Below are 21,947 nucleotides of genomic sequence, written 5' to 3'. Positions count from 1 at the left end.
GAAGGAAGAAGGTACGGCTTGATGAAAAAGGCGGTAGTTATTTTAAGCGGAGGTCTCGACAGCACGACGTGCATGGGAATCGCGCGCGAAGCCGGGTATGACGTATATCCGATTACGTTCGATTACGGCCAGCGGCAGCGCCGCGAAATCGAGAACGCAAGGCTCGTTGCGGAATTTTACGGAGTGGCGGATCGGCATAAGGTGATCTCGCTCGGATTTCTGAAGGAGTTCGGCGGCAGCGCTTTGACGGACGATTCGATCGATGTGCCGCCTGCCGGGGAGAGCGGTCCGGTCGAATCGGACATCCCCGTCACGTACGTGCCGGGACGCAACCTGCTGTTCTTGTCCATTGCCACTTCGTATGCGGAGGTAACGGGGGCGGAGGCGATCTACATCGGGGTCAATGCATTGGATTACAGCGGGTATCCCGACTGCCGTCCCGAATTTATCCGCAAGGTGGAGGAAGTTATGGCGCTGGCGACGCGCGTCGGCGTGGAAGGGGTGCCGATCAAGATCGAAACGCCGTTGATCGATTGGACGAAGGCGGAAATTATTCGCCAGGGCGAGCGGCTCGGCGTGCCTTATCACTTGACGACTTCTTGTTACAACGGACAAGAAGAAGCGTGCGGGGAATGCGACAGCTGCCGTCTGCGGTTGAAAGGCTTTGCCGACGCGCAATCGTCCGATCCGATCGCTTACCGGAGCTTGTAAACCCTAACGAAATCGGCGAGAAACCGATCCAGTCCGAAGAAATGCAAGGCTCCGGCGATGCCCCCGGCTTGCGGTTCTTCGGACTTTTTGTCGTATTTGGCTTGCAGCGGCGCGCCTTACCGCATTCAGCGGAATTTCAGGCAGTCTTCAGGCTGCATTCAGATGAGGGGCGTACGATAGCGTTACGAGCCGGGACCCGGCGTACAAGGCGTCCAAGGCGTACAATAAGACAAAAGCCGTCCAAGGCGGCGGTTGAGGAAGGGAAAGCGACTGCGATGCGCGCTCTGAAAGGAATCAAGATTTTACTGGTGGACGATGAACCGAATATTTTACAGTTTCTCGAGCTGGGGCTCGTTAATGAAGGGTTCGAGGTGTTTACGGCGCAGGACGGTTTGACGGCCTTGACGCTCGCCGAAAAGGTTCGGCCGCATGTCGCCGTTCTCGATGTGATGATGCCGGGCATGGATGGGTTCGAGGTATGCCGTCTGCTGAAGCAGGAGGAACAGATAGCCGTCATCATGCTGACCGCAAAAGAAGAAGTGAACGATCGGGTCAAAGGGCTGACGCTCGGCGCGGATGACTACATGAGCAAGCCGTTCAGCTTTGACGAGCTGCTGGCCCGCATTCAAGCCCGCGTCCGCAACCAGTTTCCGCATCTGTTGGGAGAGGTCCGGATCGGACCCTTCAAAATCGATGACCGCCGCAAGGAAATCAGCTATCGGGAGCGGGTGCTCGAGCTCTCGCCGACGGAATACGATCTGCTTCACTTTCTGGTCATCAACAAAGGGATCGTGCTGAGTAAAGCCGTCATCCTGGACAAAGTATGGGGCTACGATTTCGGCGGGGAAGAGAACATCGTGGAAGTGTATATCCGTTCGCTGCGGGATAAGTTGAACGACAAGGAGCATCGTTTAATTCGAACGCTGCGCGGTGCGGGCTACCGGGTTGACTTGTCATGAGCGCCGCGCGAAGCCTGAAGGGAGCGCTGCATCCCCATTCGCTGCGCTTCCAGCTGCTTTCGCGGTCGCTTATGATTCTCGCCGCGATTTTGCTGCTGATCGGCGGTCTGCAATACTTGCTGATGCAGCAGTTTCTGTACCGCAATCAAGCGATGACCATTCAAAGCCAAATCCTGACGATGCCTCACGATATGTGGATGCCCGGCGGTGGCGGACGGATGCCGCGGAAGGACGAGGTTGCGCTGCCCGGCCGACCGATGTCGAACGGGACGATTGCCGGGGTGAAGCTTGCTTTCATCGACGCAAACGGCGGCTTTACGGTGATTAAAGGAGACGAAACGTCTGCATCGGACACGGAGGGAGACGACGGCACGACCGGCAGGCGAGAAACCGCCGCCGAGAGCATCCCGCGCCTGGCCCCCCAGGACTATAGCGATGCGTTAGACAATAAGAGTGAAGTCGACTACCGGATCGTTCGCGGTGCGAACGGGGAGAAGCAGATGGTCGTCCTGCAGCCGGTGAACGCCCGCGGCCGCCTGCAGGGCGTCGTGCAGGCAAGCATCGGGACGCGGTTCCTGGACGAAGTGCTGTTCAGCCAGCTGCTGACTTTCCTCGGGCTCGCCGCGATCGCCTTATTGTTCGGGCTCGTGACCTACTTGCCCGTACTGAAACGAACGCTTGTGCCGCTGAACAATATCATGCGTACGGTGGAGCAAATCGACGCCGGCCAGCTGGCCCAGCGGCTGCCGACCGGACAAGGGCAGGCCGAGATCGACCGGCTGTCCTATTCGTTCAACGGGATGCTGCAGCGGCTGGAGACGTCTTTCCTTGCCGAGCAGGAGGCGAAGGAGAAGATGCGCCGTTTCGTCGCGGACGCGTCTCATGAGCTGCGTACGCCGCTGACGTCGATTCACGGCTTCCTCGAAGTCTTGATCCGCGGCGCTGCGCAGCATCCGCAGCAGCTTGACCGGGCGCTGCGCAGCATGCTCAGCGAGTCGGAGCGCATCAACAAGCTGGTCGCCGACTTGCTGCTGCTTGCTAGACTTGACCGGACGCCCGAGGTAGAATGGACCGAGGGGCTGCTGGACCGGACCGTTTTGGAAATGGAGCCGCAGCTTCGGCTGTTAGCCGGCGAACGGACGCTTCGCTTGTCGATTACACCGGAAGTGAAGGCCGTGTTCGATCGCGATAAAATCAAACAGGTGCTGCTTAATTTGTTTCACAATGCGGTGCAGCATACGGATCCCGAGCAGGGGCGGATTGCAGTCGAGCTGACGCTTGAGCGCAGCGGCTGCGTGCTGCACGTCAGCGATAACGGCGCGGGCATACCGGAGGAACAGCTGCCTCATGTGTTCGACCGGTTTTACCGGGTCGATTCGGCGCGTTCCCGCGCGCAGGGCGGAGCCGGACTCGGCTTGTCGATCACGAAGTCGATCGTCGACCTGCACGGGGGAACCATTGAGGTCGAGAGCGTCGAAGGCGAGGGGACGTCATTCCGCATTCATCTGCCGCTTCACCCGCCGGGAGCCGTTGCGGATTCAGGAGCTTAACCGGTTTGCCGCTTAAGATCGTCCATGGAGGCCTACGGATGGAAGATTTGAACTGGATCATTCTGAAGGAACTGTACAGGCAAAAAAACATTACGAAAACGGCCGAAAGCTTATTCATATCCCAGCCGTCGCTGACGAATCGCCTGCGGCAAATCGAGAAGGAATTCGGCGTGCTGATTGTGCACCGGGGCCGGCGCGGGGTGCATTTTACTCCGGAAGGCGAATATTTGGCCAAGTGTGCCGACGAGATGATCACCCGTCTACGCAAGATCAAAGATCATGTGCTGAACATGGAGAATCAGGTCGTCGGCACGCTGCGGCTGGCGGTCACGAATCTGATCACGCGCAAGACGCTGCCGAGGCTGCTGAAGCTTTTTAAGGACCGGTATCCGAGCGTAGAGTTCAAGGTAATGACCGGCTGGAGCAAAGACGTGTTTCACCTCATATACAACCAGGAGGTGCACGTGGGCTTCGTACGCGGCGAATACGCATGGCCCGGTCAGAAGTATTTGCTGTCGGAAGAGGCGATCTGCATCGCCTCCAAGGAGGAGCTGCAGCTCGAGCGTCTTCCGTATTTGTCGCGCATCGATTACCAGACGGACCCGCTGTTCAAGTCGCTGATCGACAAGTGGTGGACCGAGCATTATACACAGCCGCCCTATATAGGCATGGAGGTCGACAAATCCGAAACATGCCGCGAAATGCTGCTGAACGGACTCGGCTACGCAATCCTGCCGCACTCCGTCCTCGGCGATGCGGAAGGCTTGTTCAAGCAGGACCTGCTTGACGCCGAAGGGCAGCCGATCGTGCGGCGCACATGGATGTATTATCACGAAGAGACGTTGGAGCTGAACCTGGTCCGCACGTTCGTCGAGTTCGTGAAAGCGCTGGATCTGAAGGAAGGGCTTTAGCCTGAGCCTGACCCCGAGGCGGCAGCTATTCGTTTTGGCTATGGCTGACGATACGCAATCCGTATTTTCACTGGACCCATTGGTAGATTACAATAGGGGCATACTCCTAGAAGAACGGATGATTGGACATGACGTTACGAGTGATATTGCTGATTGCGCTTTGCTTTCACACGATGATCTACTTGACGAGGCCGCTTATTACGCTCTATGCGTCCGAATTGGGCGCCGGGACGATGGATATCGGCCTGCTGACCGCCGCTTATGCGATTTTGCCGCTGGCGTTCGCGATTCGCGCGGGCAAGGTGGCGGATCTCGTCGGCGACAGGCTGCCGATTGTGCTCGGGTCGCTCGGAGCGACGATCGGCGTGGCGCTGCCGTATTTGTTTCCTTCGATGGCGGCGTTGTATGCGTCGCAAGCCTTGGTCGGCATTTCGCACGTCTTCATTACGGTGTCGCTGCAGAACGTGCTCGGCAATGCGGCGACCAAGGAAACGCGCGACCAGGTCTTCGGCATTTTCAGCATGTTCGTGGCGATGGGATCTTTCGTCGGGCCGGTTATCGGCGGTTACTTGGCCGAGCACTTCTCTTACGGGGTCGCCTTTATGACCGCAGGCTTCGTCGGTTTGCTGCCGCTCAGCCTGTCATTCCTGATCCCGGTCATCGTTGGCAGGAAAGCGCCGGCTACAGAGGCGGAGCCCGCCGAAAGCGCAAGCTCGCTTCAGCTGCTGAAAATTCCGGTACTGCGCAAGGCGCTGGCTTCCAGCGCGCTCGTCTTGTATTCGAAAGACATCTTCATCGCCTATTTTCCGTTATTTGCGGCGGGGGCAGGCGTTTCCGAATCGAGCATCGGCTGGATCATTGCCGTACAAGGATTGGCCATGGTATTCGTACGCATGCTGCTGGGAAGAATGACGGGCAAATTCGGCCGCGACCGCGTGCTGCTGTCGTCTATTTTTGTGGCGGGGCTGTCGTTTATACTTGTTCCGTTCGCCGGTCATGTATACTTATTCGGCGTGCTCAGCGCGATGATGGGCCTCGGCCTTGGCTGCGGACAGCCGCTGTCGATGACGACGACTTACAATGCTTCGCCGAAGACGAGAACCGGCGAAGTGCTCGGACTGCGTCTGGCCTCCAACCGGTTGTCGCAGCTGCTGGCGCCGATGTTCTTCGGGCTTGTCGGCAATTCGGTCGGCCTGCTGTCGGTTTTTTATGTGAGCGGCGCGTTTCTGATCGGCGGCGCCTTCCTGACCCGCGCGAAGCCGGGCGAGGAGCCGGAGGCGACAGGAGCGTAAGCCATGCGCCGCTATGCATAGCGGAACGGCATTATCTTATAATGAGGCAATTTTCTATTTTTCAGAAGAAAGGGAGCCTTTTCCTTCTAAATGCGACAAGTCCGACGGCGCCGGAAATCCCGGTCGTCCGTCGGACTTGTTTGGTTGCCGTGCCAGCCGCCCGTTTCGGGACGGTCAGCCGTTCGAGTCCGTCTCCGGCTCTTGAAGCCGCTTGTCCCGCCAGAACATGACGGTCAGCATTCGCTCAATCCAATCTTTATCGAGCTCGGTTAATTCAATGCCGTCAAAGATCAGATCGTTCTCCTGCAAAAAGCGCCGCAGATTAACGCGCGGTCGGCCGATGGCAGCGGGTTGTCCATCCGGTGCCGTCGGCTCGGGCTTATCCAAGTAACCGGCGATTTTCATGAGCTCGGTGTAGGGCGTATTTAACCCTTCGGACAGCTTCATCAGCACGTCGGGGGAAGGGACGCCCCGATTGCCGTTCTCCATCTGCGAAATATAGGCGGCGGACACCCCTGAGCGATCGGCCAACTCGCGGATTGTAAACCCTTTTAATTTGCGCATATCTTTCAATTGTTCATAAAAAGGCATGAAGGACACCTACAGTACGGGTAGAATAAATAGGATGAAACGGAAGGTAAATGTTGGTTAACATTCTCATATTAACAGTAAACTTTCGGCAGCACAATGGCAGGTATCGTTAAGGGGCGGGACAACAGGGGAACGGAGAGGAGGAGCAGGCGGCTAAAAAAAAGAGCGCTGCAAGCGCTCTGTCACCGCGGACCGGGGAAGACTTGCAGCGGCTTGCCTTCTTTATAATAAAGCTCCGGCGATAATAGAATGAAAAAAATATGCACGTTGCGATAGTCATGGGCGAACAGCAAATCGTGGATGGCGGCCGCAAGCTCGTCGTGAAGGCGCTGCGCCCGGGGAAACATCATAATTTCAACGGACAATGGCGTATTCGTAATTTGCAGCACTTGAAGCAGCTCGAGTTTTACCTTTTCTTTCGGAATGTCTACGATCGAGGCAAATTGATCGACAACTGCAGGGGCTATTTGTTCGACGAACGGGGCAGGGAAACCTTTGAAGCGTAAATACGGCATTTTAATCCCTTCATTTCGTATGGTATAGGCGGTTGCAGCGATATGTCCTATCTTTGTGATTTTAATCACAAGAAACGAGGTTGTCAATCCTCTGACCGATGCAGCGGCAGCTTTTATTCAAAAAATACTCGGTGCTCCCCGCTCGCCCGCATGTTAACAAATGTAAAAATATTTTGTTGCACAAGTGAATAATGGTGGTATAATGGAAAATAAACAGGAAGATCTTGGGGGAGATGGAAATGCGGATCATTGCGAGAACGAATGCGGTTGTGAAAGCGCGGATCGTGAAAGGCTTGACTCAGCGCCAGCTGGCGGAGCGTTCCGGATTAAGCTATGCCTATGTCAGTTTGTTGGAGCGATCGATGAAGACGGTAGGTCCCGGTACGGCGAAGAAGTTGAGCGAGGTGCTGGAGCGGCCGATGGAGGAGCTGTTTCAGATCGAATGAGCGTCATGTCGATACGGCGGCAAGCTGAGCGATGCCGGGATCGGGCTGGCGCGCCCGTCGCCGGGTGCGATCGGATCGTATTCTCGCTGCCGCCGCTCATGTATTCGCTGCCGGACTCGTCCGGCTATCGTTTTCTCATTTCAAAAAACTCGCATAGCGCTCGCTGGTGATAAGCGACGTCGCTGACTCCGGATTGCAGAACGACGGTCTCCTCGGTGAAACGAACGACAATCCCGCCCGAATCGACGATATGGTCGTCTTGAAACACGCGTATGGGCACCTGGCGTTCCTGCGCCTCTTTGAAATCCTGATCGGTCGTTAAACGACGATTGTGAGCCATATCTAAGTTCCTCCTACGGTTCGGTTACTCCCACCCGACCACTTTGTTTTTGCCGCTTGTTTTTGCTTTGTACATGGCTTCGTCGGCCTGCTTGACGAGCTCGTCCGGGCCGACACCCTTTTTCAACCGGCTGTAGCCCATGCTGACCGTCACGATCGTTTCCGCCTCGACGCGCGAGCGGATTTGTTCGGCTAATGCGCCGGCGCTGGCGTCGGGATCGGTGATCAGCACAACCATCTCCTCGCCGCCGTACCGGCCGCAAATCCCGGCTTCGTCGGTTTCCTCCCGAACGATCTGCGCAACTTGCTTCAGCACTTGATCGCCCATATGGTGCCCCTTCGTATCGTTCAGCTTCTTGAAATTATCGATATCGCTGAAAATGACCGATACAGGCATCCGCTGTTGAACCGCTTGGTGGACCCGGTTTTGGAAATATTTGCGATTATACAGCCGGGTTAGCCCGTCTGTAATCGAAGACATATAAATCGCCTGCATCAGCTCGATAACCCGCTCGAATATAAACAAGAACAAGATCGAATGCAGCACGAACGGAAGCGTTTGCTCCAGCAACCGCAGGGCGGGCTGATTGGCGTCGAAAAGGTACAGGTTTGCCATATGCACTGTATGCGTGACGAAATAAACGGTCAGTATCGCCTGGTATTTGCCGTTCTGTCCGATGCGCGGATTCACGAGCAGGAAGCTTAAGAACAACAGCACAAACAAGTACAGCTCCAAACCGAGCGGACGCAGCAGCCGGGAGTTATCGTCGCCGCTCTGGAGCCAATTGGGCGCAAGCCAATACGTAAGGGAAACGGCCGCGGTCGCCAGCACAAAAAACATAAACGTGACGATGTCCCTCTTGCGCGTCGGATTGTATAATTGGTAGATTCCGATATTGATCATCACGAAGGCGAGCACCTTCAGAAGAAGCGCCGCGAAGGCTTCCACGTCGCTCATTTGCGGACTGAAGGCTTTGGCGATCAATTGTCCGTATTGAATCAGCACAATGCCGAGCGCGACAATCATCGAGAAGTAGCCGATCTTCCGGCGGGAGAGCAGCAGGCGGATCGAGACGAGCAGGGTCATTGCGATGATGACCGTCAGCATAGAGTAAAGCCAGACCGTGCCGGTCGGTCCGAATAATACGTCGGATAACGTAATACTGTCCATAAATTCGTGTATATGCCTCCGTCTCAACCTTAAGGTGACTCCCATTATACCAAACGTACATTCGATTAGGGAAGTCTTGTCGTATGTTTTCATACCTGTTAGGATGGTAGGTAGGGAACAAGCCTACAACTTTGGGGAGACCGGGGGTTTATTTTTCATGCGAGTGCTTCAAGCTTTGTTTTTTCCGCCGGAGCAGCCGGGCGGGGTTTCTTCCATGGTTCCGTTCATGCTGGACCGGTTCAATAAGCGGGGATGGGAGATGGAACTGTTCTCGCTGCCTAAGCGCATCCGCGGTAAAGGCACGGAGGAAGTTCGTTTCTCGACCTTCGATTGGACGGTTTACGCGGGTAATCCCATTGTTGACAAGTATATTCAAACCTATAAAGATTACGTCTGGTGGACGAAGCTGCGGATTCAGAAGTCGTTCGACTTGATTCACGCGCATCATCCGATCGCCGGCCTCGTCATGAAACAAGTGTTCCCGGAAACGCCGCTCATCATGACGGTGCATTCCAGTTACGAGAAAGAGCTGATCCTGAACGGGAAAATTGCGGAAAATGGACCGGAGCACGCCTTCCTGACTTCGATTTACCGGGAGCTCGAGGAACGTGCGGACCAATTGATCACGGTGTCCAATTCGTTTAAACATTATATGGCCGATTACCTCCAGGAACCGGAGCGTGTCGGGGTCATTCCGAACGGTTTCGACGAGAAGCGGTTTCGTCCCGTACAGCACGAGAACAAGGTGCCGCAGCTGATCTCGGTCTGCCGTCTCGTGCCTGCCAAAGGGCTCGATACGCTGCTGTACGCTTGTGCCGAGCTGAAGCAAAAGGGTCACAAGTTCGTGCTTCATCTGATCGGTGACGGGCCGATTCGTCAAGAGCTGGAGGAATTGGCGGTTAAGCTGGATATATACGAGGAAACGATTTTTTACGGGTATATTTTACATCCGGAAGATTTCATGCCGTTCTTTGACGTGTTTGTGCTTCCGTCACGCGCCGAATCGTTCGGTTCCGTATTTGCGGAAGCCGCGCTGTGCGGATTGGCCGTCGTCGGCACGGATGTCGGAGGGATCGGCGAACAGATCGAACACGGCACCAACGGACTGCTTGTGCCCGTTGATGACGTACCGGCGCTGGCGGCCGCGCTGGAGAAGGTCATCGGCGATCCGATGTATCGATACCAGCTTTCGCGGATCGCGCTGGAGAAGGCGCTTAAAGCGTATTCCATGACGCGTGTCGTGCAGCAGCTGCGAGCTGTGTACCGGTCTTATAAGAATGAATAAGTGAAAAGGAAGCGGGAGCCCGTGCTTTGGGAGAAGCGGCTTCCGCTTTTTTGGCTTTTACAAGCAGGGATAAAAGAAAGGAAGGGATGGACATGCGGTCCTTCCGATTTATACATGCCGCGGATTTGCATTTGGATTGTCCTTTTAAAGGGTTGACCGGTTTACCGGAGCGGCTGCGCAGCGATATTCGGGACTCGACATTCGCCGCCTTGGACCGGCTGGTCGAGCTTGCGCTTCGAGAGCGGGTCCACTTTGTTTTGTTTGCCGGCGATATCTATGAGGCCAAAGATCGTTCGCTGCGCGCCCAGCTTCGCTTTCAACAGGCGCTGGAAGCTTTGGCGGCCGCAGGCATACCGGCCTTCATTATTCACGGCAACCACGATCCGCTGCTGGAAGGGTATACGGCTAAGCTGAGGCTGCCGGGTGGCGTCCGCGTATTCGGCTGCGAAGCGGTGGAAAGCGCTTTGGTTTATGCGGAGGACGGGCAGCCGCTGGCGCGAATCTCCGGCATTTCGTTCGACCGGGCGGCGGTGACCGATAATTTGACCCCCGGCTATGCCAACTGGGGGGACGGACTGTTTCATATCGGACTGTTACATACGAATGTGGACGGCGACGGGGAGCACGGCAATTACGCGCCCTGCCGTTTGGCCGATCTGCTTGGGCGGGGCGTCGATTATTGGGCGCTTGGCCATATCCATACGCGGCGTATTCTTCACGAGCGGCCTTGGGTCGTTTACCCGGGCAACGTGCAGGGCCGTCATATCCGGGAAACCGGGGCGCGCGGCTGTTATGTCGTGCGCGTGTCCGAGCAGGGGGAGGCGGAGCCGACGTTCCATGCGCTTGACGTATGGCGATGGGAGGAAGGCGAGGTGCCGATCGAGGGCTTGGATTCGGAACAACAGCTGAAGGAAGCGTTGGAGGACGCTTTGTTTGCTGCGCGCGAACGGAGCGAGGGACGTTCGGCGATCGTTCGGTTGACGCTGACCGGCCGGGGTCCGATGCACGCGGTGCTGAGAAGAGCAGGCGCCTTGGCGGAGCTCGCCTCGATGCTGCGCGAGCAGGCGGGAGACAGCTGGCTCGAAAGCTTGACGGATCGAACGGGAGCTCCGGTAGATCCCGAGAAGCTTGCGGCGCAGTCCGGCTTTCTGGGCGAGCTGCTTCGGCTTTCGCGCGAGACGGCCGGCGACCGCGAACGTTTCGACGTCTTCGCGAAGGAAGCGCTTGGTCCGCTCGCCGCACATCCGGCGCTTGCGTCGATGTGGACCGATTGTACGGAAGAAGAACGCCAGGCGATGATGAAAGAAGCGGAAGAGCTGGCGATCGATCTGCTGGCATCCGGGGCGGAAACGGGGTGGAACGGATGATCCTCGAACGGATAGACATTCAGGCATACGGCTCCTTGCGTGAAGTAACGCTTCACACCGACCGGCCGGTGACGCTCGTCTACGGTCCGAACGAAGCGGGCAAAAGCACGGTGCTGGAATTTATTCGCACGGTGCTGTTCGGATTTACGACCCGCGGCGGCACGACCCGCTATGCGCCGGATCCGGCCGTCATCCAGGGCGGGGCGTTGACGGTGCGGGACGCCGCCGGGCGCCGCATTCGGGTGGAACGCTGGGACCGTTCGGCGGACGGGCGCGGCAAAACGCCGGCCGCCGGCGCAGTCAAGGTCGTTTTCCCGGACGGGACGACCGGCGGGGAAACGGAATTGGCGGCGTTGGTCGGAGGCCTGACTCCGGAGCTGTTCCGCCAGTTATTCGCCTTCGGGTTATCGGAGCTGCAGGAGCTGGGCACTTTGCAGTCCGATGAAGTGAGCGGCTTTCTGTACAGCGCGGGTCTCGGCCTCAGCGGCACGGCGATTCAAGCCGCGCAGAAGAAGCTGACGCAGGAGCTGGAGCAGCTTTACCGGCCGCGCGGCCGGACGCCGCTCGTGAATCAAGCGCTGCGGGAGCTTGCGGCGGTGGAAGAGCGGCTGCGGGCGAGCCGGTCGGAAGCCGAATCATACCGGCTGCTGGTGGAAGAAGGGGCACGGTTAACGGAACGGTGCGGCGTCTTGGAGGCGGAGCTGGAGCGCCTGCAGCGGGAAGCGGGGGAACTCGACCGCAGCCGCCAGGCGCTGCAATTCGCGCGCCGTCTGGAGGAAGTGGAGCGTGAGCTTGCGGCGCTGCCGGGGTCGCTCGACGAGGTGCCGGAGGACGCCGTTCTGCGGGAGGAAGCGTTCGAAGCGGAGCTCGAGCGGTTGACGACCGAGCTGGATGCGGTGACTTTGGCTGCGAACGAAGCGGAAGCGAAGCTGGCCTCGCTGGAGAGCGGGCGGGAGCGGCGTGAAGCGATACTCGCCCGGCAAGCGGAGCTGGAGTCGCTGCTCGATCGGCTCGCCGCCTACGAGGAAGGCAAGCGCCAGCTGGCCGAAGCGGAGGCGGAGGAAGAACAGCTGGGCCTCGGCCTGGAGCGGTTATTGCGGCGGATCGGGCCGGGTTGGTCGATCGAAACGCTGGATCGTCTGCCTTCGACGGTGATGCTTCGCGAGCAGGCAGCGGGCTTTCGCGACGAGTGGCGCGCGTGGCAGCACGAAGACGCGCTGCTTGCGGCGGAGATTCGGCGCTTGGAAGGAGAGACGGCGGTTTCGAATGAGGCTTCGGCCCGGGATGGCGTTGAGCCGCCGAACCCGTTCGCGGGCGGGGAGACGGCAGCATCAGCGCTGGAGCGGGTGAAAACGGCACGACGCTTGTTCGGCGAGTGGAAAGACGCCCAGCGGGAGATTCGTTACGCGGAGCAGCGGTTGCGCGATTTGGAGCGGCTCGGACAAGGGGCGGCTCCTGACGGCGAGGCTGCCGGCTCGGGCGCGTCCGGGGTCCCCGTGATCGGCGTTTACGCGCTGACGCTGGCGCTGCCTGCCGCGCTGCTGCTGTTCCGCGAGACGACGGCAGCGGGCGTCGCTTTCGTCCTGCTGCTCGGCGCAAGCGTCTGGTTGACGCTCGGGCGCCGCGGATCGCGTAAGCCGGAGCGGCTTTCCGGCCGGCGGGGCCGCCCGTATGCCCCGGCGGAGTACGCCGCGGAGACGGGCCTCGCGCCGCTTGAGGCGCATGCCGCTGCGCTTGCGGCGAAGCTGGCCGCGGAGCTCGGCCGCCTCGCGCGGCTGGGCCTCGCGCTGGGCGAGGCGGAAACGGCCGCGGCCGGTGCGGGCGCAAGCGGCGCCGGCGCAGCGGGCGGGCTGCCGCTGCCGCCGGAGGACATCGAGCCTTGGCTCGATGCCCTCGAGAGGCAGCTCCGCGCCCGCGAAGCGCGGCTGGCCGGCCGCCAGGCCGCCGGCGAGCGGCTCGCGGCCCTGCGCGCGCAGCGCGAGCGCCACGCCCGTGCGGGCGAGCCGCTCGCTGCGCGCTGGCGCGCCTGGCTGCGCGAGCAGGCGCTGCCGGAGGCCGCGAGCGCCGAGGCCGCGCTGGAGCTGCTGCAGCTGGCCGAGACGGCGCTCGGCGAGCTGCAGCGGCTGCGGCGCGTATGCGCCCGGCGCGACGCGCTGGGCCGCGCGGCGGACAGCTTCGCCGCGGAGGCGGCCGCGCTGCTCGGGAGCCCGGACGCCGCGCGCGAGCCGGGCGCAGCGTTGAAGGCGCGGCAGGCTGAAGCGGGCCGCGCCCTGGAGCGCGAGCGGGAGGCGGAGGCGGGCCGCCGGCAGCTCGAGGAGCTGCGGCGCGCGCGCACGCTGCTCGAGCAGCAGCAGGCGCGCGTCAGGGAGCGCCGCCGCGAGCTGTACCGCGCCGCCGGCGCCGATAGCGGCGAAGCGCTGCGCCGGCTGGTGCGTCAGGCGCTGCGCCGCCGTGAGCTGCTGGGCGAGCGGCGGCAGGAGGCGACCGCGCTGCGCACGCTGCTCGGCGAGGCGTGGGAGCCGGCGCTGGAGCCGCTGCGGAACCGCAGCGAGCACGAGCTCGAGGCGGAGGCGGCCGCGCTCGGGGAAGCGATCGGCGACCTCCGCCGTCGCCTGGAGGAAACGCGCGAAGCGCGGAGCCGCGCACGCTTCGAGCAGGAGCGGCTGGCCGACGGCCGCGCGCATGCGGACATGCTTCAGCTTGCGGAGGAGCGCCGCGCCGAACTGGCGCAGCTGACCAAGCGCTGGGCGGTCCATGCGCTGTGCAGCCAATTGATCGTGCAGACGAAACGTTTGTTCGAGCACGACAAACAGCCCTTCGTGATGCAAAGGGCTTCGCAGGATTTTGCTTTTATAACCGAAGGCCGGTTTGAACGCATGCTTGCTCCGATCGGCGAGCAGCGTGTCATAGCCCAGCGGCAGGACGGACAGCTCGTCGAGACGTCGCGCCTCAGCCGGGGGACGGCCGAGCAAATGTACGTGTGCATTCGCTTCGCGCTCGCCGACGAATATGCGGCGAATGGCGTACGCATGCCGCTCGTTATGGACGATTTGTTCGTCAATTTCGACGACGACCGGCTCGCGCGAAGCTTGGACCTGCTGCAGCGCGTCTCGGAACGGGGGCAGCTTCTGCTGTTCACGTGCCATCGGCATGTGGTTGACGCTTATACCGCGCGCTTTACGGCCGATTCGGTCGTCCGACTAAACCGATAACGCAAGCTGTAAGGCGATCCTATAGAAATAGCGGAACGATGATGAACGATTGCGGCTAGCCGTCCGTGACGGGGAGGCGGCAAGGAAGATCAAAGTTCCGCTACGGTTCGTTGGCTCGGTTAGAAGCTTCTGAATGGATTCGGTTTGAAGCTCTGAATGAGTTCGGTTTGAAGCTAGGAAAGAAGTTTAAGGAGCACAATCCCCGTTAACCCGATCATCAAACCGGCCGATTCGAGCCGGGTGAATTTTTCCTTCAGCACAAAGCGCGCGTACAGCATGACCAGCACGACATTGGCGGCCATCACGGCCGACACGAGCCCGGTCGTCCCGAGCTTGAAGGCAGGCATGGCGAGCATCATGCCGCTGGCGTTCGTGATGCCGACAGTCATGCCCCAGAGCAGCGTCCGGCGCCAAGTCCACGGCTTGGCCGCAGCCGGGCCGGATCCGCTTGAAGCGGCGGACCCATCGGTCCGGTTGACCGGCTCGCCGCCGTCCTTCGCGTCCGTAGACGCATTCCCCTGCGCATCCGCCGCTCCGCGTCCGCTCGCGCCAGCGCTTGCTGCCGCTGTCTCGTTCCGCGCCTGCCGGACCATATCCGCTGCATGTAACGCTTGGCCCCGCTGCCGCAGCCAGATGAAGCAGAACAGAATGCCGCCGGTGGCATACATGACGACCAGGGTCGGGAAGGTCGCAGCGCCCAGCAGCGTCGCCTGCTTGGTGAAAAAATCCGTCAAGCCGAAGAAGAGCATCGTCAGCACACCCCATTGCGCGCCCTGCAGGTTGCGCAGCGACAGGTCATTCGAGTAACGGACCATCAGGAGGCCCGACATAATAACGACAAAGGCCAGGAGCTGCCATACACTCAGGCGTTCTCCCCAGACGGCGAACGCCAACAGCGCGACGACAACCGGCGGAAGGCCGGTAAACATGGCCATGAGCGACATTTTGCCGACGGCAAACCCTTTATACATGGCCGCGTTCGAGATGAACGAGAACAGCCCCATTAACGCTCCCAGCCCTACGGCCGGGGTCCAGGGCGCCCGCAGCGCAAGCGCCGCTGCGAGCGTAATCCATGTGCCCGATAAATACACTCCGAACAACATCAGGTTGCGGTCGAGCGGACGCTTGGACGTCCATTGATATAAAATGCCTCTTAAACCGAAGCAGGCGGCCGCAGCCGCCGCTAGTACAAACCACATGATGCTCCAATCTCCTCCGAAATTGTCTCTGCTCGGGAACCTTGAGTCCCTACTCTTCCTCGTAGATCATCTTTACGGTCATGCCGCCGTCGATCACGAGGTTTTGCCCGGTAATGAAGCCTGCGCTGTCGCCCGCCAAATACAAGCATGCAGCGGCGACGTCCTCGGGCTTGCCGACACGCCCGACCGGGTGCTGCAAGCGGTCCCGCTCGGAATGAACCGGCGTACGGCGCTCGGACGTCTTCTGCCAGTCGGCCGTTTCGATCCAGCCGGGGCTGATCGCGTTGACGCGAATGCCGTAAGGGCCCAAGCTGACCGCCATCGCGTGAGTGAGCGCGAGCAAGCCGCCCTTGGAAGCGGCGTAAGCCTCGGTGTTCGGCTCGGACATCAAGCCGCGCGTCGAAGCCATATGGATGATCGCGCCCGAGCCCTGGCGTTTCATCAGCTTTGCGGCAAGCTGCGAGCAGGCGAAAGCGCCGCGCAAATTAACGCCGAGCACCTCGTCGAACGAGGCGAGCGGCAGCTCCAGCATAGGCGCGTTCCGTGCAATGCCCGCATTGTTGATCAGTACGTCGATATGGCCCAGCTCCGACTCTATCCATAAAAACCATCGCTCGACATCGCTTTCTTTACCCACGTCGACCTGCATGAAGTAGCCTTCATGTCCTCGCTCGCGCAGCTCCTGAATCGCTTCCGCGCCGGCCTCCGGGTCGACATCGGCGATGCACACTTCATAACCCTTGTCTGCGAACGCCAGCGCGATCGCTTTCCCGATACCTTGCGCACCCCCGGTTATTGCGGCTTTTTTCGACATGATCATTCCCTCCAGTTCGCATACCATTGCATTTTTCCCAACATATCGACTACTATTACAATAGCACAAATGAACCGGAGGTGCTTCCTCATATGGAGACGGAGAACCGAACCCCGCGTGAAATGACCTATCAGGTCGGCTGGAAGCGCGGAAAAATCAAGCATTCGCCGGAATGCGGAACGTCGGACGCGCCGCTCGTCCCCGGTCCCCCCCTTCAGCGCTGGAACCAGGCCGTCTTATGGCGCAAAGCCCGTGTACCGGGCGGCAGCGGGCTGCTGCTTGGCGGTTTGTTCGCGCTGCCGGCCGCTTTGTTTGCTTTATTTGTATGGGCGGTTTATGAGCTTGCCCGATATTCATAAATGATCCGCATAGGGGGTGGAACGCATGATGACGTTACTTGCCGTAATCGGCGGCGTGCTAGGGCTTGCCGCGACCGGTTCGGCGTTTCTTTTCATTTGGATGATTTACAGCAAGCCGGCCGACAAGTCGGGGGCCGGCCTTGACCCTCAGCCCGAGGCTGCTGTTCAAGCCGAAGGGGCGCTATCCCCGGAGGCGGTTGGAGACGCGAAGCCTCGTACCGCTGCTTCGCTGTTCAGACAGGCGGCGCCGCAGCTGCTGCAATGGACGTTTTTCGATTATGTGCTGCTTGCGCTGTTCCTGATCGGCAGCTTGTTTCTATTCACGGATTTGGTTGCCGTGCTGCGCGATTCGGCATCATACCCGCCGTATCATTACGGCTATTTGCTGTGCGGCTTCGTCTTTACGTTCGCCGCCGCCTTGATGCTGCTGCTTCGGCTGGCGCTCGTCCTGGCGCTAGCTCGGGGGGCGCAGCGGCTCGCTGGGGCGGATCATCATCAGCACGAGCCAAACCATGCTGAGCATGCCAAATAACGGATAAAGCGACGAGATCAGCGTTTTGAAGCCGATTTGGCTAATGGCATAGCTGAAGACAAGCACGCCGGGCAGCACAATTTGGTAGGACCAGCGGAAGCGCTGCTCGATCTGCAGACAAAGGCCGTATACATCGGCTAATAAGGTCGTGAATATTTCTCCGTAAATGACGAACAAAAACAGCCACTGAAGGAGTCCTCCTACACGTTGAATAAGTTGTCCCATCGGAATGTCGAACTGCAGAATGCCCGGCATTTGCGAAGACAATGCGAAATGCGCCGCCATCAGCATGAACCCGATCGTCACGCCTCCGAGCACGCCGCCCCAAATGAGCGCCTGACGATCCTTTACTTTCACCCCGAGCGGAACGAGCACCGCCTGAGACATGGTCAAGTTAAAGGCCGCGTACAGAAACGGCGCCATCCAGATGCGCAGCGTCGAATAATCCGATTCGAGCCGCAGCCAGTTGGCGGCACCGGGGGTATCCAGGGCATTCCATACGACCAGGATGCTGAATACGGCCATCAGGGGCACGACAACGGAATTGACCGCCATAATGGCGTCCATTCCCCGGACCAGCAGCACGTAGGCGGCGGTCAGCGTGAAGATGAGTCCGAACTGATAAGGCAGGTCGAGCTGCTCCGAGAATACGGAGCCCGCGCCGGCCAGCATGACCGTACTGACTCCCAATAACGACACCATCGTCAACAAGCTGACGGCGTTGCCGATCCGTTTGCCGAAGAGCACGCGATTCAAATCTTCGTACGATTTGGCGTTCATCGCGCCGGCCATCAGCATCAGCTTGATGCCGAGCCATGTGAACAGCAGGGTGGCAATCCCGATCGTGATCGTTGCCATCCAACCGTATCGGGTGAAAAACTGTAAGATTTCTTGGCCGGAGGCGAATCCGGCACCGACGACGGTGCCGATATAGGTGAAGCTGACCTGCAAGATGCTTCCCCATTTTTTCATAGGGTACGCATAACCTCCTTAGGTAAGGCTTGTTTACTATAACTTATGAAAACAGATGGGTCCTGATGACTGAATTATCTATTGGGAATTGGACAAGTTTCTGATACAATATTTAATGGCTTGACTCCTTTGAAAAAGGATCGCCGCCGAAATTCGACGCTGGAGCGTGTCATCTTGGAGCATCTGCTGCAATTAATTGAACAATACGGGTATATCGCTCTGTACGGGTTATTGGCGTTGGGGATTGTTGGAATTCCGGTTCCGGACGAAATCCTCATGACGACTGTGGGGACGCTTACAATTGGCAGTGACCCGCTGCTATCGTTCGGACCGTCGCTTATCGTAAGCTTCGGCGGAGCCATGACGGGCATGCTTGTCAGTTATGCGCTCGGCAAGAAAGTCGGCAAGCCGTTTCTGTACCGCTACGGCAAATGGGTGAAGCTTACGCCGGAACGATTGGCGGTCGCCGAGCGTTGGTTTTCCAGGTATGGGCTGTGGGCGGTCGCCTTCGGTTATTACATACCGGGCATTCGGCATTTCACTTGTTATTTATCCGGGGTCAGCAACGTGAACATTTGGCGGTATTTGCTGTTCGCCGGTTCCGGAGCGCTCGTCTGGTGCACATCGTTTCTTACGCTGGGGCATGTGATTGGAAGGAACGCGCCCCGGTTGCTGCATGCGACGCACCATTATATGGGGGTTACGGCGGCTGTTGTTGTCGTCATCGCGCTCTCCGGTTATTTCGTTTACCGGAGATACCGCAAGCGTTCGCCGGTCAGCTCCAAAGCTAAATGAAAAAGCCTTCGACCCGGTAATCCCGGTCTCGAAGGCTTTTTTGGGCCTTGCCGCTGCTTTATTCGGCAAACAGTTTGATAGAATTGATCTTTTGCGTCTTCGGATCGATATCGAGCTTCAAGGTCGCGCCGCTCGCTTTATACGTCATGACATAGTTGGAGCTGGCCGTCGGTTTGCCGAGCGCTTTGCTGATGTCGGCCGCCGGATCGCCAAGCTTCAGCCCGTTCAAGCCTGGATCAACATCGCTGCTGCGGACGTCGATGAAATGCAATTCCTGCTTGGCGTTAAAGCCGATCAGGAAATCGCCGTAATCGTACACCGTCATCGGGTCCGAGTCTTCATCCATCACGAATTCGTTTTTCGGCTTGCCGAATTTGTTCACAATGGCCGAAGCGTTCGTTTTGAGCGTCAAACCGAGCAGCGTCGGTTTCGCTTGCGTATAGGGGCGTTCAATTTCAATTTTCGGCTTCGTGCCGGCGGCGCCGTTATTCCCGCTGCCGGGGTTTGCCGAAGGTTGTTCCGTCTTGTCTTCCGCGCTGGCCAAAGATACTTTCTCATTGGATGGCAGCGGCGTTGCCGGGGCGGGGACGGCGTTATCCGGTGTGCCTGACTCGGCTTCCGGCGCGGGCGCAGGGGAAACCGGCGGCTGTTCCTGCACGGACGGCTGCTTCTGGGGTTCGACCGCGACCGGTTTGGACTGACATCCGGCTGCCAAGGCGGCCAAACATATAACAACGGACAAGAACCCGATGAAGGCTTTCTTTCGTTTCATCATGAACTCCCTTTCCGTGTAACGTATCGGTTAATAACCTTACTAATCATACTCTTTCGCGCCTCCGTTAACAAAGACGAAATTCGTTCAAATAAACGCTAAAAATTTTGAAAACGAACAATTATCATTTTCATATGGATATTCTCGTGCTAAGGAACGTTATTTCTTCCTCTTATTACTCATTTAGACGAATTAAGAAGCAGAAAGTTGCAAGAAATTTTCATTTGCTCATCAAGTGGCACTTGAAACCTGCTTTGCCGTTATGATAAGTTTACGAAAAAAGATTGTATATTCGAAGGGCGTGGAGCGCATGGAGTTATTGAAGCAAAAAATTCGGGAGGTCGGCATCGTCCTCTCCGATGAAGTCATTAAGCTGGACGCGATCTTGAATCATGCGGTGGATCCGGTGCTGACAACGGCGATGGGCAAGGAATTCGCCCGATTGTTCCGGGAAGAGCAAGTTTCGAAAGTGCTGACGATCGAGTCCTCGGGTATTCCGATCGCCTTCGCGGCTGCGCAGGAGCTGAACGTGCCCTTGGTCTTCGCACGCCGCAAGAAGACATTGAACACCGATACGGAAACGTACTGCGAACGGGTGCCTTCTTTCACGAAAGGCTTTGTCACGGACATTATGGTTTCCAAAGAATTTTTGAACGAGAACGACCGTGTGCTGCTGATCGACGACTTCATCGCTAACGGCGATGCGGCGCGCGGACTCATTCGCATCATTCGCCGGTCGGGTGCGACGCTTGTCGGCGTCGGTATCGCGGTTGAGAAATCGTTCCAGGCGGGGGGCCGGACGATTCGCGAATCCGGCGTCCGGGTCGATTCGCTCGTCCGCATTGCCTCGCTCGCAGACGGGAAGATCGAGTTCGAATAGTAACATTTGCATCGCCTGTTTCGAACTAAAAGCCTTCCATCCCGGTAGTTTTTCCTTTATAATGAGGGTAAGCGACCATGAGTAACGCGAATGGCAGTTGTATCTGACTGACTACTTGGGGAGGTGCTACTTGCATGGGGAAAGAAATTCCGAATGATTTTTTCGAGACCAAATTGAATGAGGCGAAGGTGCATTTCGAACGTGCCCTTGATTGTAAACATACGGATTTTGATGATCTGTATCCCTATATGATAGAGCATCCTCAATTTTTTTGGTACAAACGTTACGTAGCTTGGTCTGAACTGTTGACGGTCGTTAAGCTTTGCAAGGAGCTCAATATGGCTTGGGAAGAGCAATTCACCGAGCAGCAAGTCGATTATATTAACAAGCGTGTGATGTCGAGTAAAGTGCTTGATTATTGGTTCGAAACGAACGATTCTCGGGAGCATGTCGGCTAAAGTAGGACATTCGCTAATATAGAACCTGTATGCCGCTTCTTGGAGCGCAGACAGGTTCTTTCTTTTTACAAGGGCAATCGATTCTTACTTTTATTGTATCCCCCGATTGGTGTATATTTATTATGTTTCGAACCATTCAATTATACGGACTATGCAGATACGGAAGGAGGGGTTGCTTTGATTTCCGATGAGCAGTTGGACCGCTACCGCATCGAAGGAACGTTGCTGAGGATCGTTAGAGATGCCGACCCAGCCAACGATGTGAGAGGCTTCGTCGTAGCCTGGGACGATTCGACCGTCATGATTCGAAAGCGCACCCGGCGCGTCGTCAAGCTGGATCGGGCGTATCATTACGAGCCTTACAGCGAACCGAGAACGAAGCTGTTCGGAGACGAGGAAGAAGAGACGCGATGACCTGGTTCGCAGAAGCTGCGAGGCGGGCACGTTATGCGTATCGCACGAACCGTCCTCATGGGAGGACGCAGCCTAAACCCGGATCGCAGCGGTTGCGCGATTCGTTCGTATGAGCGTCTTCTTTTCCGGGTAACTTAGGGGAAATGAGCAAAGCTCATGCGGAAAGGGGGCGGCGATAGCATGGAACGGAATGCGTCTCTCATTCAATTGGATAACAACTATGTACTGCGCGTGCAGAAGAAGGAGCAAGGGGTACAGGGGGAAGTGGTGCTGGTGGACCGTTCGAACCCGCATCGGGGAACGCATGTATTCAATACTCCGGAGCAAGGGGACGTGCAGGAGCTGGTGGCTTGGTCGCACAAGGCGCTGCAGGCTTACCGGGAAGGATAATTCTCCCTGAAGC

24 protein-coding genes are annotated in these 21,947 nt (G+C 58.2%); 16 read left to right on the top strand and 8 right to left on the bottom strand.

What is annotated here, in order from left to right; genetic code table 11:
* The first annotated feature begins 21 nt into the window (after nucleotides 1-21).
* The 5 genes from queC to ACZ439_RS05180 all read left to right on the top strand — a co-directional run bounded on the left by queC (nucleotide 22) and on the right by ACZ439_RS05180 (nucleotide 5,423).
* Nucleotides 22-711 carry a 7-cyano-7-deazaguanine synthase QueC gene (gene queC / locus ACZ439_RS05200; RefSeq protein WP_054798355.1) on the top strand — a complete coding sequence of 230 codons (690 nt, stop codon included), beginning with the start codon at nucleotides 22-24 and terminating at the stop codon, nucleotides 709-711.
* A gap of 275 nt (nucleotides 712-986) precedes the next feature.
* Nucleotides 987-1,670: a response regulator transcription factor gene (locus ACZ439_RS05195; RefSeq protein ID WP_054798349.1), complete on the top strand. Its 684-nt coding sequence runs from the start codon at nucleotides 987-989 to the stop codon at nucleotides 1,668-1,670.
* Nucleotides 1,667-3,220 carry a sensor histidine kinase gene (locus ACZ439_RS05190; protein WP_464620729.1) on the top strand — a complete coding sequence of 518 codons (1,554 nt, stop codon included), beginning with the start codon at nucleotides 1,667-1,669 and terminating at the stop codon, nucleotides 3,218-3,220. The genes ACZ439_RS05195 and ACZ439_RS05190 overlap by 4 nt, the downstream gene beginning before the upstream one ends.
* 38 nt (nucleotides 3,221-3,258) lie before the next feature.
* On the top strand, nucleotides 3,259-4,131 hold the full coding sequence (locus ACZ439_RS05185) for a LysR family transcriptional regulator (RefSeq protein ID WP_127610260.1): 873 nt from the start codon (nucleotides 3,259-3,261) through the stop codon (nucleotides 4,129-4,131).
* Nucleotides 4,132-4,259: 128 nt separating this feature from the next.
* Entirely contained in the window at nucleotides 4,260-5,423 is a 1,164-nt protein-coding gene (locus ACZ439_RS05180; protein WP_054800422.1) for an MFS transporter, read from the top strand.
* Nucleotides 5,424-5,597: 174 nt separating this feature from the next.
* On the opposite strand, the gene ACZ439_RS05175 is transcribed toward ACZ439_RS05180, so the two are convergent.
* Complete coding sequence (locus ACZ439_RS05175; RefSeq protein WP_127610264.1) at nucleotides 5,598-6,014, bottom strand: helix-turn-helix transcriptional regulator; 417 nt, start codon at nucleotides 6,012-6,014, stop codon at nucleotides 5,598-5,600.
* A 182-nt stretch (nucleotides 6,015-6,196) separates the two neighbouring features.
* Complete coding sequence (locus ACZ439_RS05170) at nucleotides 6,197-6,529, bottom strand: DUF1904 family protein (protein WP_127610266.1); 333 nt, start codon at nucleotides 6,527-6,529, stop codon at nucleotides 6,197-6,199.
* 233 nt (nucleotides 6,530-6,762) lie between these two features.
* Between ACZ439_RS05170 and ACZ439_RS05165 the strand changes: the two genes are divergently transcribed.
* Entirely contained in the window at nucleotides 6,763-6,975 is a 213-nt protein-coding gene (locus tag ACZ439_RS05165; RefSeq protein WP_258313555.1) for a helix-turn-helix domain-containing protein, read from the top strand.
* Nucleotides 6,976-7,099: 124 nt separating this feature from the next.
* Here the strand turns inward: ACZ439_RS05165 and ACZ439_RS05160 are convergent, their stop codons facing one another.
* Together ACZ439_RS05160 and ACZ439_RS05155 are read right to left on the bottom strand one after the other, a co-directional pair.
* Nucleotides 7,100-7,315, bottom strand: coding sequence for a hypothetical protein (locus ACZ439_RS05160; protein WP_054800421.1), 216 nt, complete (start codon nucleotides 7,313-7,315; stop codon nucleotides 7,100-7,102).
* 24 nt (nucleotides 7,316-7,339) lie between these two features.
* Nucleotides 7,340-8,512: a GGDEF domain-containing protein gene (locus tag ACZ439_RS05155; RefSeq protein ID WP_236595959.1), complete on the bottom strand. Its 1,173-nt coding sequence runs from the start codon at nucleotides 8,510-8,512 to the stop codon at nucleotides 7,340-7,342.
* A 130-nt stretch (nucleotides 8,513-8,642) separates the two neighbouring features.
* Between ACZ439_RS05155 and ACZ439_RS05150 the strand changes: the two genes are divergently transcribed.
* The 3 genes from ACZ439_RS05150 (at nucleotide 8,643) to ACZ439_RS05140 (ending at nucleotide 14,349) form a co-directional block, all read left to right on the top strand.
* Nucleotides 8,643-9,770 (top strand): glycosyltransferase family 4 protein, encoded by a 1,128-nt coding sequence (locus tag ACZ439_RS05150; protein WP_464620728.1) that lies wholly within the window; start codon nucleotides 8,643-8,645, stop codon nucleotides 9,768-9,770.
* A 92-nt stretch (nucleotides 9,771-9,862) separates the two neighbouring features.
* Nucleotides 9,863-11,137, top strand: coding sequence for a metallophosphoesterase family protein (locus ACZ439_RS05145; RefSeq protein WP_464620727.1), 1,275 nt, complete (start codon nucleotides 9,863-9,865; stop codon nucleotides 11,135-11,137).
* Nucleotides 11,134-14,349, top strand: coding sequence for an AAA family ATPase (locus ACZ439_RS05140; protein WP_464621113.1), 3,216 nt, complete (start codon nucleotides 11,134-11,136; stop codon nucleotides 14,347-14,349). The genes ACZ439_RS05145 and ACZ439_RS05140 overlap by 4 nt, the downstream gene beginning before the upstream one ends.
* A 173-nt stretch (nucleotides 14,350-14,522) precedes the next feature.
* On the opposite strand, the gene ACZ439_RS05135 is transcribed toward ACZ439_RS05140, so the two are convergent.
* Both ACZ439_RS05135 and ACZ439_RS05130 read right to left on the bottom strand, forming a co-directional pair.
* Nucleotides 14,523-15,548: an EamA family transporter gene (locus tag ACZ439_RS05135; RefSeq protein WP_155615560.1), complete on the bottom strand. Its 1,026-nt coding sequence runs from the start codon at nucleotides 15,546-15,548 to the stop codon at nucleotides 14,523-14,525.
* Nucleotides 15,549-15,597: 49 nt separating this feature from the next.
* On the bottom strand, nucleotides 15,598-16,362 hold the full coding sequence (locus ACZ439_RS05130; RefSeq protein WP_054798498.1) for an SDR family NAD(P)-dependent oxidoreductase: 765 nt from the start codon (nucleotides 16,360-16,362) through the stop codon (nucleotides 15,598-15,600).
* A gap of 92 nt (nucleotides 16,363-16,454) precedes the next feature.
* On the opposite strand from ACZ439_RS05130, the gene ACZ439_RS05125 reads away from it, so the two are divergent.
* Entirely contained in the window at nucleotides 16,455-16,721 is a 267-nt protein-coding gene (locus ACZ439_RS05125) for a hypothetical protein (protein WP_054798490.1), read from the top strand.
* 25 nt (nucleotides 16,722-16,746) lie between these two features.
* A complete protein-coding gene (locus tag ACZ439_RS05120) occupies nucleotides 16,747-17,253 on the top strand; it encodes a hypothetical protein (protein ID WP_464620726.1) in 507 nt (168 codons plus the stop codon).
* On the opposite strand, the gene ACZ439_RS05115 is transcribed toward ACZ439_RS05120, so the two are convergent.
* Nucleotides 17,176-18,225, bottom strand: coding sequence for a YkvI family membrane protein (locus ACZ439_RS05115; RefSeq protein WP_127609604.1), 1,050 nt, complete (start codon nucleotides 18,223-18,225; stop codon nucleotides 17,176-17,178). The two genes, ACZ439_RS05120 and ACZ439_RS05115, sit on opposite strands and share 78 nt — an antisense overlap.
* Nucleotides 18,226-18,399: 174 nt before the next feature.
* Here ACZ439_RS05115 and ACZ439_RS05110 point away from each other — a divergent pair, with 174 nt between their 5' ends.
* Entirely contained in the window at nucleotides 18,400-19,020 is a 621-nt protein-coding gene (locus tag ACZ439_RS05110; protein WP_054798493.1) for a DedA family protein, read from the top strand.
* 58 nt (nucleotides 19,021-19,078) lie between these two features.
* Here ACZ439_RS05110 and ACZ439_RS05105 read toward each other — a convergent pair whose 3' ends face one another.
* Nucleotides 19,079-19,792, bottom strand: coding sequence for a hypothetical protein (locus ACZ439_RS05105; RefSeq protein WP_054798499.1), 714 nt, complete (start codon nucleotides 19,790-19,792; stop codon nucleotides 19,079-19,081).
* Nucleotides 19,793-20,102: 310 nt separating this feature from the next.
* Between ACZ439_RS05105 and ACZ439_RS05100 the strand changes: the two genes are divergently transcribed.
* The 4 genes from ACZ439_RS05100 (at nucleotide 20,103) to ACZ439_RS05085 (ending at nucleotide 21,934) form a co-directional block, all read left to right on the top strand.
* A complete protein-coding gene (locus ACZ439_RS05100) occupies nucleotides 20,103-20,672 on the top strand; it encodes a xanthine phosphoribosyltransferase (protein ID WP_201318976.1) in 570 nt (189 codons plus the stop codon).
* 134 nt (nucleotides 20,673-20,806) lie between these two features.
* Nucleotides 20,807-21,130 (top strand): hypothetical protein, encoded by a 324-nt coding sequence (locus tag ACZ439_RS05095; protein WP_127609598.1) that lies wholly within the window; start codon nucleotides 20,807-20,809, stop codon nucleotides 21,128-21,130.
* 177 nt (nucleotides 21,131-21,307) lie between these two features.
* Entirely contained in the window at nucleotides 21,308-21,544 is a 237-nt protein-coding gene (locus ACZ439_RS05090) for a hypothetical protein (RefSeq protein ID WP_054798495.1), read from the top strand.
* 180 nt (nucleotides 21,545-21,724) lie between these two features.
* On the top strand, nucleotides 21,725-21,934 hold the full coding sequence (locus tag ACZ439_RS05085; RefSeq protein WP_127609596.1) for a hypothetical protein: 210 nt from the start codon (nucleotides 21,725-21,727) through the stop codon (nucleotides 21,932-21,934).
* The last annotated feature ends 13 nt before the right edge of the window (nucleotides 21,935-21,947 follow it).

The organism is Paenibacillus sp. JCM 9796, assembly GCF_055379675.1.
This window is presented reverse-complemented; position numbering and strand designations above follow the sequence as displayed.